Origin of the sequence: Bacillus sp. 1021, assembly GCF_014534735.1 — a bacterium.
In the GTDB taxonomy this organism is placed as follows: Bacteria; Bacillota; Bacilli; order Bacillales; family Bacillaceae; genus Bacillus; species Bacillus siamensis.
This window is the reverse complement of sequence record NZ_JACVSR010000004.1, coordinates 248,473-260,755: the sequence shown is the minus strand read 5'-3', so window position 1 is coordinate 260,755 and position 12,283 is coordinate 248,473. Positions and strand designations below refer to the sequence as shown.

The following is a 12,283-nucleotide window of genomic DNA, read 5'->3' as shown; positions in this document are numbered from 1 at the left end:
CAAAAGGCAGCATTTATTTAAAAATGCTGCCTTTCTCTGATTTATTTATCCAGGCCGAGTTTTTTCAGCTGTTCTGCCAGCGCGTTGTTCAGCGGCTCCTCTTTATTTTGGGTTTTCATATAAGAGTTGATGTCCCGCTTGGATGCGCGTCCGGATTTATCTTTCGCCTTGCGCTTTTCAAAGACGGACAGTTTCTCCCGGTGGCCGCATACACATGCGAAGGTTTGGCCTTCCCCCTGGCCGCGAAGCTCCATTTTCTTATGGCAGTTCGGACAGCGGGCGTTGGTTTTTCTCGCCACCGTTTTTCGGCTGCCGCATTCCCGATCTTGACACACGAGCATCGTGCCGCGTTTGCCATTGACTTTAAGCATCATCTTGCCGCAATCAGGGCAGGCGGTGCCTGAAATGTTGTCATGTCTGAAGGTTTGGCTGCTGTTTTTGATTTCCTTCACCGTTTTGTCCGCATATGTTTTCATGTCTTTAATAAACACGGCGGATTTCAGTTTGCCCGCTGCGATGGCGGAGAGCTTTTGCTCCCACTCGGCGGTTAACGCCGGCGATTTTAAATCTTCCGGGACGAGCTGTAAGAGCTGCTTCCCTTTTGACGTGATGAAAATATCTTTTTCTTTTTTCTCGATTAAGAAACTGTTGAACAGTTTTTCAATAATATCAGCGCGGGTGGCGACTGTTCCGAGTCCTCCGGTTTCACCCAATGTTTTCACAAGGTTCTTCTCTTCTCCCTGCATAAAGGCGCTTGGGTTCTCCATCGCGGATAACAGCGTGCCTTCATTAAAACGCGCCGGCGGTTTCGTCTGTCCGCTCGTTTCTTTCAGCGACGAGACGGACAGGCGCTGACCCTGCTGAAGGGCCGGGAGCGTCTGATCTTTGTCTTCCTCATGATCGTCGTCATCCTCATACATATCGTACACGGCTTTCCAGCCCGGCGATTGAACGATTTTCCCTTTTGCGGTAAATGTTTCGCCGCCGATATCGGCTGTGACCTTTGTTTCTTCGTATTCGAACGCCGGCATTAACACGGCGAGAAAACGTTTGGCGATCAGATCGTAAAGCTTGCGTTCTTTGTCGCTGAGGCTTGAAAGAATCAGCGGCTCCTCTGTCGGAATGATGGCATGGTGATCCGATACTTTCGCATCATTGACGAATCCTTTATGCGCTTTGACGCCGCGCTTCAGTATTTGATTGACGTATTGTGCGTACGGCTTGACTTCCATGCCGTTTAAACGGTCTTTTAAAGTCGGCACGATATCGGCGGAAAGGAATCTGGAATCCGTCCGCGGGTAAGTGACAAGCTTGTGCTGTTCATACAGCTTTTGAAGCACGGACAGCGTCTCTTTTGCGGAAAAACCGAAGCGCTTATGAGCGTCCCGCTGCAATTCCGTCAAGTCGTAAAGACCGGGAGCAAAGCTTTTCTTCGCCGTTTTTTTCAATTCTGAAATGACTGCCGGCTTTCCTTGGAGGTCTTTTGCCAAACGGCCGGTCACCGTCTGGTCGAACGTTCTTGTCTGCTTTGTTTTTTTATCCTGCCATGTCAGCGTCAACTGATCAGCCGCCGCGCGGAGACCGTAATATGGGACGGGTGTGAACGCCTGAATGTCCGCTTCACGCTTGGCGATCATCGCCAAAGTCGGAGTCTGGACGCGTCCGCATGACAGCTGCGCGTTAAATTTTGTCGTCAGGGCGCGGGTCGCATTAATGCCGACGATCCAATCCGCTTCCGCTCTGGCGACGGCGGAATGATACAGATTTTCGTACTCTTTGCCGCTGCGGAGCTTTTGGAATCCTTCTTTAATCGCCTTGTCTGTTACAGAGGAAATCCACAGCCGCTGAATCGGTTTGCGGACGTTTGCCTTTTCGATAATCCAGCGGGCCACAAGCTCCCCTTCCCGCCCTGCGTCTGTTGCGATTACGATCTGGCTGACGTCTTTCCGGACAAGCTGGGCTTTGACCGCGTTGAACTGCTTTCCTGTTTTTTTGATGACGACGAGCTTCAAAGGCTCCGGAATAATCGGCAGATCCTCAAGCCGCCATGATTGATATTCTTTGCCGTACCCTTCAGGATCAGCGAGCGTTACCAAATGCCCGAGCGCCCATGTGACGATGTAGCGGTCGCCTTCAAGATATCCGTTTCCTTTTTTATGACACTTCAGAACGCGGGCCAAGTCCCGGCCGACTGAAGGTTTTTCAGCTAATACAACTGTTTTTGACATGCTTTTTCACTTCTCTTTCTTTCACACTCATCCTGTTATTATAACAGACTTCCTCACGCTCTCTCTAATCGAGGACGTTTTTTGTGTCAATTTCTGAGAAAATGACGTGGGTCACGGTTTGGGCATACGGAGAGGTGCGGTCGATAAAGTGTTCGATCGTTTCCAGGCTGTCCGCGTTCATCTTCAGCATATAACACGCCGCGCCGGCAATCCGAAAACAAAATTCAATGTTGGGAATGGATTGAATGTAGGTTTTAAATTGATCGTATTTTCCGTTTTTCACTGTTGCTTCGACAATGCAGGAAACGGGAAGCCCGATCTTTTTTTGATCAATGTCCAGCGTATAGCGCTTAATAACGCCGAAAGATTCAAGCTGCCTGACACGCTCTGTGACCGACGGGGCTGACAATTTGATTTTTCTGCCCAGCTCCCGCATGGACAGGCGGCTGTCCCGCTGCAGCTCTTTTATGATGCTCAGATCAACATTATCTAGTTTCATGACTGTAGTCCTTTCTTACCTTTTTGGCTATATTATCAAGAGAAATCCGAAAAATGACAAGAATAACAATCTGAAATGAGGAAGGTTTTTTCAGGAACAGACGCGAAATGGTCATATTAGGACTGCCCATTGCTTATAGTATAGAGGAAAAAAGATGTCTGACAGGAGGGAATTGTATGTTACACACGCCGATCGGCAGGCTTCGCACGATGGGTTTTATTGAAGGCATGTCACTTTTGGTGCTGCTGTTTATCGCGATGCCGCTGAAGTATTGGGCTCATCATCCGCTCGCCGTCACCATTGCCGGCTCCATTCACGGCGGTTTGTTTATCATTTATTTGGCAGTGCTGGCGTATGCGGCGTTTACCGTCAAATGGCACGTGAAATGGTCAGCCGCCGGTTTTATCGCGGCCTTTATCCCATTCGGCAATTTTATTTATGATCGCGGCCTGAGAAATTATAAATGAAAAGCTCCTCTTTTTTGCAGAGGAGCTTTTTTTATGCGTTACATCCATTTCGTCACCCAGGCGATATAATAAGCGCCGGGGAGGAATACGAGCTGGGCGAGAAGCGTGCCCGCGACCCTTGAGGTCACCATCGTCAATGATGTCCATTTTAAGGAGACATAGCTGCGCTTGCCCTTCGCCACATCGTCTGCCAGTACGGATACTTTCGGATCAACAAACACGGCCAACAGCATGGTCGCAACCCCGTTGATTAAACCTGATGCCATCACCGCCGTCGTGCTGTGCTCAGGCGCCAGAAGGCCGGCGTACAGAGCGGACAGGACGCCGATCGTGTAAATGGACGTAATGACCATATTAATGACAAACAAGCGTTTCGGGATCATTCGGAATTGAAGCCCTTTTAAATAGGAGACGGACGGACGTCTGATATAAGAACGCGCATGCTTCAGCCCGTTCAGTGAAAACCCTTTTTTAAATACCTGCATGACGGAGCCTCCTCCGTCCGCCAAGTGTATAATCGCCCTGGTGAATAACGCGACGAATGTCGGCAAAAGACAGATGCCGAGTATCGTTCCGACCGTGGAGCCGAATATTAAAAACCGAAACTGAGCGCCCACAACAGACAGGGCGTTTGATCCGGCGGCATCAATCAGATGTCCGGTAAACGGCTGCTGGACCATGTTTGACATGCGAGATACGATGACCATGACATTAAATAATGACAGCGCGGACGCGATAAATCCGACTCTCGCGCCGGAAAGCCGTGTTGCATAAGCAAGCGTTTCAATCGAATGTATCAGCAGCAGAAAACAGAAGATAAACAGTACTTGTGAAGTCATAACGTGCAATGTATGATTCCTCCAAATCTTTTCATACTGATTAGACTCTGCAGACTGCGGCGAGGTTTCGGCCGGTCAAATAAAAAAACCGCCCGGATGTCCGGTGCGGTTTTGTCTTATTCTTTTCTTACGCAAATAAATAATATATGGTTTCCCGCCTTAGCCCGCGGGTGATTCGTAAATTACAGTTCCGAGAATCATTCTTCGAAAGTAAACACCATGGAAGTTCTTGAACACAAGACAACGAAAGCCCTACCTCTCAATCGTCACTGCGGCTCCGAAGCCGCGCCGGTGTGAATTGTAAAACAAAAAGTCTTTTTTCCATCTCTTCGTTAGGGGCGAATAGTCAGAAGGAAAAGAATAAGCTCAGCTTTTTTTCAAGCTGTCCGTTGAAGCCTGAAGCTTCTATATCAAAACAGAAAAAAGAAGTTTACTTTCTTTTTTATTTGCATGTTGTCACTTAGCAGTTAATTATAACAGATTGCCCCCGAATGATCAAATGATTTATTAAAGTTCCAGCTCGGCCGGCGTTTTTTCACCCGCGTTCATGAGCTTGATCTGCTTCGGTTCAATTTCGAGAATCACCAGGTTCGGATCGTCTTTTCCTTCGAACCAGCGTTCCAGTTTCGAATCCCACAGCTTTTCTTTTAAATCTGCTGAGTTGTTCAATTTGGCGGTTCCGGCCACTTCCACATAAGCGTCACCGAATCCGTCACAGTCATACCCTAACAAGATATGAACATTCGGATTGTTTTCAATTTCTTCCGCTTTATGAGTGTCTTTGCTCGTCGGCGTATAAATGGTTAAGCCGTCATGGAAAAATGTCATGTAGCGTGAATGCGGCTTGCCTTGCTCTACTGTCGCAAGCGAACCGACTTTATGATGATCCAGTACTTCAAGCACTTTTTCTTTGATTTCATTTTGATTCATGAAGAATCACTCCTTTTTAACGTCTCCGCTGTTACTTTTCCACATTGGGGAGACATTTAAACCAAGAAATGTGCTCTTCTGCCGTTCTTCGCTCCATTCCCGCTTCAGCATGCTGTAATTCACCGTGTCATGGTATGCGCCCTGTACGAAAATGCCTTCTCTCGTCAGTCCTTCTTTCTGAAATCCAAGCCGTTCCGCCACCGCCCTGCTTTTCGTGTTTTTTTCAGCGGCGCTGATCATGATGCGGTTCAGCCCGAGGCCCTGAAATGCATGGGTGATAACCGCCCTGCAGCTTGCGGTGATGATGCCGAATCCTTCATGCTCCCGATCCAGCCAGTAGCCGATTTCCGCTTTTTGATTGACTGTATCGACATTATGGATGCTGATCATGCCGCAAAACCGGCCCTTTACAAAAATTCCGGCGTCGAAACCATTCTCTTCCGCGTATTTATAGCGCCATTCCGGAATGATCACATCGCGGTACGTATCGATATCAGCCAGTTCTTCCGCCCAGCTGAGCCATTCGCTGAGATGGTTTTGATTTCGCTTCATAACAGAATACAATTCGTCCGTATCTTCTTTGGTAAGCAATCTGATCGTCAGATGTTCCCGGATTTGACAGGAAAACACGATCACACCTTCTTTCCTTTATTAGCCATTATACAGGTAAATTCATTTTTTTCCATACAAAAAAAGATGAGGCGTGCAGCCTCATCTTTAAATGCGCGGGTCGGTAAAAATGTCATGATCATCCGTGCTTGGCGATGACATTTCCGTAACGACGGCCCCTTCCTCTCCTGCTTGGAACCAATGTTTCGTATCCGGCGGAATGGTGTATTGTCCGCCCGGTTCCAGCACAATTTCATTCCAGACGGTGTAGTATTCCTTATCTTCTTCCGGCGGAAGGACGCTTGGGTTCTCTGCCTTTTCGCCTTCCACGTAGAGATACACCTTCCCCCAGCGGCAGCGGAATGTCTCTTGTTTTCCCTTTTCGCCGCCGACCGGCGGATGACGGTGTTCCGGACACGTCTGGCGCGGGAAGAGCACCAATTCTTTTGAACAGTAGCGGTCGGTATTCACATAAATAAACAGCTGAAGCCCGGTTTCCTCAAGCTTGCCTAAGCCGTAATCCATGATTTGAATATCTTCGACTTCATCATCAGTCAGAACGATTCCCGCTTTTTGATAGTATGCATTTACGTCTTGCTTCGATATCGTCATGCTTCAGCCCCCTTATGTGTTTACAAATCCGCCGCCGTTGACATGCAGCGTCTGCCCGGTCATATAAGATGATTCATCTGAGGCCAAGAGCACATAGCAGCCGACATGCTCAACAGGCTGGCCTGCCCGGCCCATCGGCGTAGTCTGACCGAAGGAAGCGACAGTTTCTTCCGAGAAGGTCGCCGGAATTAGCGGTGTCCAGATCGGCCCCGGCGCCACGGCGTTGACACGGATACCGTCGTTGACGAGCGCTTGCGCCATGGATCTCGTAAAACCGTTAATCGCGCCTTTCGTAGCCGTGTAGTCAATCAGTTGCGGATTTCCAATATATGGATTAATGGATGTCGTATTGATGATCGCGCTGCCCGGCTTCATGTAATCAATTGCTTTTTTAGTCAAATAAAATTGTGAGTAAAAGTTTGTCTTAAAGGTTCTGTGAAGCTGCTCGCTTGTAATGTCCTTAATGCTTTCTTTCGGATGCTGTTCCCCGGCATTATTCACGAGAATATCAAGACGTCCGAATTCTTCAACCGTTTTTTCAACGGCTTCATTGCAAAAGTCTTCCTCACCGACATCGCCGGAGATTAACAGACATTTTACGCCTTCTTCTTCCACTCGTTTTTTTGTATCCTCCGCATCTCCGTTTTCATCAAAATAAACGATCGCGACATTTGCGCCTTCCTTTGCGTAAGCGACCGCTACGGCGCGTCCGATACCGCTGTCGCCCCCTGTGATAAGCGCGGTTTTCCCTTTTAGTTTATCAGCGCCTTTATATTCTTTGTATTCGTAAACAGGCGCCGGATTCATTTCGTTCTCAATGCCCGGCTGGCGGTTTTGTGATTTTGCAGGGAATTCCTTCGGATAGTTTTCCATGTCAAGTTCCTCCTTATTGTTCGTTGTCATATTTCTTGTCTACCTCTGCTGGCTTTTGGATAAACATGAATGAGACAGTTCAAAACGTTTTCGGAGAAAAATGTTTCACATGAAACGCAAGAAAAAAACCCGGCTGGCAGCCGGGTTTTTGTTTTCAATTATGAACGTACCGCTTGTTTGCGGAGAACGTCTTTTCTCACTTTTCCAAGGTTGTTTTTCGGAAGTTCGCTGACGAACTCAATGTCCGGAATTTTAAAGGCAGCAAGACGTTCTTGAAGGAATCGGGTCACTTCTTCTTCTGTCAGGTCTTCTCTGCTGTTTGTCACGATGAACGCTTTCGGTTTTTCACCGTAAAGCGGATCAGGGATACCGACAACCGCTGTTTCGAGAATTCCCGGCACTTGCTGAATGACCTCTTCAATCTGGTCAGGATAAATATTGTCGCCTCCGTAGATGATGACATCTTTATAACGTCCGGTGATAAAGATAAATCCGTCTTCATCCACATATCCGGAATCGCCCGTATGGAACCAGCCGTCTTTCAGCACTTTTCGTGTCGCTTCTTCGTTACCTTCGTATCCTTTGAATAAAAACGGATTTGTCACAACGACTTCTCCGATTGAGCCTTGCGGAAGGACTTCGCCTGTTTCCGGATCTACAATGCGGACGTCCACTTCTTCCATCGGTTTACCCGCAGAAGCGGCTTTATCCATTCCCATTTGCGGATTCCAAGAGCTGATGCCCCACGCTTCAGTGCTTCCGTATCCGTGCATGAGCGGAATGCCGATGTCGCGATACTGCTGGATCAGGCTGCTTGGCACCTTTGTTCCACCAGTCATCAAATAAACGATAGAAGACATGTCAGTCTGGTGCTTTTCCCAAGCTTTCAGCAAGTATGTGTAATAGACAGGAAGCGCCATGATGGTTTGAATTTTCTCTTTTTCGATGAGCTTCAAGTTTTCTACAGGATCCTGATTGTCTGTCATAATGAATGTCGTTCCGCTCATCGTGCCGACCATCTGGCAGATAATCGCGCTCGTATGGTAATTCGGATGGCATGCTAAGAAGCGGACATTCTGCATTCTCCCCGTGTATGCCAATGTCGCTTTTACGTAGTTGTATATGCCGCCGTGAGTGATCATGCAGCGTTTCGGATTGCCAGTAGTACCCGAGGTAAACATCAGCAATGCCGTATCGTTTTCGGACACTGTTTCGACGTCTGGTGTATCGCCGGAGCCTGTCAATAAAGCGTCAAACTCAGGTGTTGTCTCCGCAGCTGTTCCGGTCACGACCTTCAGTTTAAGAGAAGATGCAAGCGCAGGAAGCACTTCTTCCATAATCTCTTTAAATTCAGTGCCGTAAAAAACAGCTTTCGGTTCACAGGCTGCTAAAATGCCTTTCATTTCATACGGTGTTAATTGCCAGCTGACCGGCACAACCACCGCTCCGATTTCAAGTGCCGCAAACATGACGATAGATGCCGCGTGGCCGTTTTTACAAAGCATCGCCACTCTGTCGTCTTTTTTTATTCCTTTATTAAGAAGCGATTGCGCAAGCTGGTTGATTCGTTTTCGATATTCCGCGTAAGTCAGGGTATGCGCACCGCTTTTTACAGCTTCGATCTCTTCGCTATTTGAAATGTCGTGCAGAATCAGATGCTGTAATGTCTCCATATTTTCATCTCCCATAATCATAAATCACAAAAAACTCTGTCAGATTTTCTTCCTCACGCAACCCATTTTAAACCAAAAAATATAACTTGTAAAACTATTTTGTTTTAGAACTATTCCATTCGTGAATGATACAATAGTCCCATGTTTTAGTTTCTTCCCTTCCCCTTACCCTCATACATGCAGAAAAAAACACACCCCATATGAGGTGTGCACCGTCTGTTCAGCGCTGTCCTTTCTCCTGAATGAAATGATAGAACAGCCTGTTTAAACGTTTGTATAAATCAGCCTGATCCTCAGTCTGGAAGGCTTTTATACTGGCTTCGGATTCAATGATGGCCGAGCTGACCGCACTTAATATTTCCGATCCTTCAGCGGGCATATCAGCCGGCGCCATCATCACTAAAGCGCGGCCGACGGTCAGGGAATTTCCGTCCATGCCTTTGACACTGCATGGAGCTGTCAAATCATAAATTTTGAAAAAAGGTGTGACAATATCTTCATTTTTGAGATGGTACAGCGCCATTGCCGTTCCCGGAATGCCGAGACCGCCCTGTTCTTCACGCTCTGCAAGGCGCTGTGCGGTTTTTCGGGCATGATGAACCAATCCTTCTTCCTCCAGCATGGCAAACATACGGTTCAAAAACAGCTCATACACCATGTTTGAATCAATGGATTTGATCGAAAAGTTCCGCAGCACGCTTTGGATAACCGCCGCATAATGCGCCATACGCCCGGCCGCTTCCAGCATATCAGGCGTCTCCGGCTGGTTCTCTTCTCTTCTGCCGTTTCTTTTCTTGTCAAGAATCAGCGGAATCTTTCTTTTGATGTACTGCTTGACCTGATCGGCGTCTTCTTCATTTAAAAGCGGACTGACCATGACATAATCAATGTTTTCATACGGGATCGGCACGGTGGACACGATCATGTCGTACGCGGCGGTATCACGGTCCTTCAGTTCAATAAGGGAAGACATATCAAAGGAACGGATTTCCGGGAGCTCTTTTTTCAGTCTGGATGCGAGCATTTTGGACGACCCGATGCCGCTTGAACAGACGATCAGCGCTTTGATTTTCGCTTCTTCCCGTTTGATTTCCAGGGCGGAGCCGAAGTGCAGAACGATGAAAGCGATCTCATCATCAGGGAAATGAAGCCCCGGAAAGAATTTTTCCATTCCTTCTTCTACGGCCATATACAGCAGGAAGTAGTCGCGTTTAATTTGCTGAGTCATCGGGTTGTACATGTCGATACTCTCTTTTACCCGGTTAATCGCAGGCTCGAGATGGGCGATTAAACCGTCGTATAAAGAGCCGTTTTCCGTCAGATCCATTTTAATTTTTTCTGAAATGAAGCCGATCAGCTGCTTTGTCTGCAAAGCCGTTTCAACTTCAATGTTCTCAGGCTTGAATTCGGTTTTGTATTGGCGGTTGGCGCTCCGTAAATGGATGGTGATATAGCCGATCTCAGCCTCCGGTATCGAAACGCCGAAGACTTTTTCAAGCTCTTTTGCCATTTCGAGCGCGGAGCCGTATTCCTTCGTCTGCTGCAGCGCTTTTAGTTCAGAAGCCTCCATCGTGATGGTTTCTCCGAGTCTGATCCGCTCCATCGCAAAGGTTAAATGAACCGCCAGCGCCATATAGGAGCTGTCAGATAAGGCGATCGAAATTTTTTCCTTGAGCTGGATCAAGAGCCGGTCCATTTTCAAAAGTTCCGCTTTATTTACGACGCCGAACATTTTATCATCAGCGTCGGGTTTTCCTTTAATATTCAATTCAACCGCTTCCAAAAAGCTTTGAATATCAAGGCGGTTGACCATGAGATTGCCGACGATTTTCCGTTTCGCATTTTCCGGTCCCGTCAGCTGAATGCCGAAGCCTCTTTTTCGGATCAGCGTCAAGCCGAAGGGCGCAATCCAAGTCTCCAGCTCATCAAGATCATAACTGATCGTCGCGTTTGTCACTTGGAGTTCGTTCGCCAGGCTGTAGAGCTTGATCGGATCTTGGGACTCTAATAGTGAACATAGGATTAAAAGTTTCCGCTCCTCAGCGCTGTATTCTTGCTGTTCATAGGACAGGTCTGACAGGAGCTTCTGTTTATCCTCCGCGTTTCCCACCGCTTTCAGTCCTTTGCCGGGCTGTTTATCAAGTGCCAAACCGAATGATTCCATCAGCGGTTTGATTGTTTTTAATTCGCGGTGAACGGTTCTTGTGCTGACTTGTAAAGCTTCCGCCAGTTCATGCACTGTTTCGTACCGGTTCTGCAGTAAAAGATGTTTCATTAATTTTTGTTCTCTCGCTGTCATATACATGAAACGCGCCTCCAGATTTTCTAGTTGTGGGGGATGCGGCACATGGGGGGTGCTTCCGGGGAAAGTGTTGTAATTAAAAATATAAAACGCTTTCAAAGATTATTCAACCATTTTCTAATGGCAATTTGGCACTGGTCCGTGTGACAGTATTGAATAAGAAAAATGTGTCAGATAATATGCCGTGATGCTTGGTTCCTTTCATCTGAACGGCTATACTTCAAAGTGACCTTACTTGTTTTTAGACATTGCACACCACATAAACAAACGCCCGGGAAGATACCTTCCGGGGCGTTTGTTTTGTTTATGGAATATCATAACCTTGGACACTTGTATAAACCCGAAACCATTGATCATGGCTGAGTGTGTAAGCTGATGCATGCACCGCGGCGGAAATGCGGCTCTGTTTTCCGCTGCCGACAATCGGCATGATGTCAGCCGGATGGGTGAACAGCCATGCGTACATGACTTCGTCAATGGACGCAGCGCCGATTTCTTCCTGTACGGAACGAAGCGCCGCGCGGATCCGGACGTCCTTATCTGATTGGCCTGTAAAAACGCTTCCGCCCGCAAGCGGTGACCACGCCATCGGCGGGATGCGTTTTTCCTGACAGAAATCCAGCGTGCCGTCATGAATATTTTCCAGCTCGTAAGCAGAAATTTCAATTTGGTTCGTGATGAGCGGATCATCCAAATAGGATTCGAGCATTCTGTACTGGTGCGCTTTAAAGTTTGACACTCCAAAATATCTGACCTTGCCCGAGCTTTTCAGCGCATGAAACGCTTCAGCCACAGCTTCCGGGTCCATAAGCGGGTCAGGTCTGTGAATGAGCAGCACATCGAGATAATCCGTATTCAGATTCAAGAGCGACTGCTCAGCCGACGCTAAGATATGAGATTTCGACGTATTATAATGGTGCGGCTTGTTGCCGGGCCGTTCCGGCGACTCAATGACGATCCCGCATTTTGTGACGATTTCGATTTGCTCCCTTATCGAAGGTGAAAGGGACAAAGCACCGCCGAACAGCTTTTCACATGTATAACTGCCGTATATATCGGCATGGTCGAAGGTGGTAATGCCTTGGCTGATACACCATTCAATCAGATCCAGCAGCTCTGTGTCCGAATAATTCCATTCGTTCAGGCGCCAAAGCCCGTGTATCACTCTTGAAAATTCCAGGTCTTCAGCCAGTTGAATACGCTGCATGTGAAATCCCCCTTTTTCTTAGTGAGCCCTTGTCTCTCTGTTTT

Annotated in this window: 11 protein-coding genes; 1 reads left to right on the top strand and 10 read right to left on the bottom strand. The window is 47.7% G+C overall.

From position 1 onward, the window contains the following. Nucleotides 1–41: 41 nt before the first annotated feature. Both ICW23_RS15720 and lrpC read right to left on the bottom strand, forming a co-directional pair. Nucleotides 42–2,228, bottom strand: coding sequence for a DNA topoisomerase III (locus tag ICW23_RS15720; RefSeq protein ID WP_049627906.1), 2,187 nt, complete (start codon nucleotides 2,226–2,228; stop codon nucleotides 42–44). A gap of 64 nt (nucleotides 2,229–2,292) precedes the next feature. Continuing rightward, nucleotides 2,293–2,727: a transcriptional regulator LrpC gene (lrpC, locus tag ICW23_RS15715; protein ID WP_045926223.1), complete on the bottom strand. Its 435-nt coding sequence runs from the start codon at nucleotides 2,725–2,727 to the stop codon at nucleotides 2,293–2,295. Between the two features lie 176 nt (nucleotides 2,728–2,903). Here lrpC and ICW23_RS15710 point away from each other — a divergent pair, with 176 nt between their 5' ends. Continuing rightward, nucleotides 2,904–3,194: a DUF3817 domain-containing protein gene (locus ICW23_RS15710; protein WP_013351048.1), complete on the top strand. Its 291-nt coding sequence runs from the start codon at nucleotides 2,904–2,906 to the stop codon at nucleotides 3,192–3,194. A 38-nt stretch (nucleotides 3,195–3,232) separates the two neighbouring features. Here the strand turns inward: ICW23_RS15710 and ICW23_RS15705 are convergent, their stop codons facing one another. From ICW23_RS15705 to ICW23_RS15670, 8 genes are all read right to left on the bottom strand, one after another. Next, entirely contained in the window at nucleotides 3,233–4,042 is an 810-nt protein-coding gene (locus ICW23_RS15705) for a lipid II flippase Amj (protein WP_064778194.1), read from the bottom strand. 498 nt (nucleotides 4,043–4,540) lie between these two features. Then, nucleotides 4,541–4,963, bottom strand: coding sequence for a pyridoxamine 5'-phosphate oxidase family protein (locus tag ICW23_RS15700; RefSeq protein ID WP_045926226.1), 423 nt, complete (start codon nucleotides 4,961–4,963; stop codon nucleotides 4,541–4,543). 6 nt (nucleotides 4,964–4,969) lie between these two features. Beyond that, complete coding sequence (locus ICW23_RS15695) at nucleotides 4,970–5,593, bottom strand: GNAT family N-acetyltransferase (protein WP_029575270.1); 624 nt, start codon at nucleotides 5,591–5,593, stop codon at nucleotides 4,970–4,972. A gap of 87 nt (nucleotides 5,594–5,680) precedes the next feature. Continuing rightward, nucleotides 5,681–6,184 (bottom strand): D-lyxose/D-mannose family sugar isomerase, encoded by a 504-nt coding sequence (locus tag ICW23_RS15690; protein WP_016937220.1) that lies wholly within the window; start codon nucleotides 6,182–6,184, stop codon nucleotides 5,681–5,683. 12 nt (nucleotides 6,185–6,196) lie between these two features. Beyond that, nucleotides 6,197–7,057 carry an SDR family oxidoreductase gene (locus ICW23_RS15685; RefSeq protein WP_099744424.1) on the bottom strand — a complete coding sequence of 287 codons (861 nt, stop codon included), beginning with the start codon at nucleotides 7,055–7,057 and terminating at the stop codon, nucleotides 6,197–6,199. Nucleotides 7,058–7,215: 158 nt separating this feature from the next. Beyond that, a complete protein-coding gene (locus tag ICW23_RS15680) occupies nucleotides 7,216–8,730 on the bottom strand; it encodes a class I adenylate-forming enzyme family protein (RefSeq protein WP_188154762.1) in 1,515 nt (504 codons plus the stop codon). 220 nt (nucleotides 8,731–8,950) lie between these two features. Further along, on the bottom strand, nucleotides 8,951–11,035 hold the full coding sequence (locus ICW23_RS15675; RefSeq protein WP_188154761.1) for a BglG family transcription antiterminator: 2,085 nt from the start codon (nucleotides 11,033–11,035) through the stop codon (nucleotides 8,951–8,953). A 301-nt stretch (nucleotides 11,036–11,336) separates the two neighbouring features. Then, nucleotides 11,337–12,239, bottom strand: coding sequence for an aldo/keto reductase (locus ICW23_RS15670; protein ID WP_099744421.1), 903 nt, complete (start codon nucleotides 12,237–12,239; stop codon nucleotides 11,337–11,339). Nucleotides 12,240–12,283 lie beyond the last annotated feature (44 nt).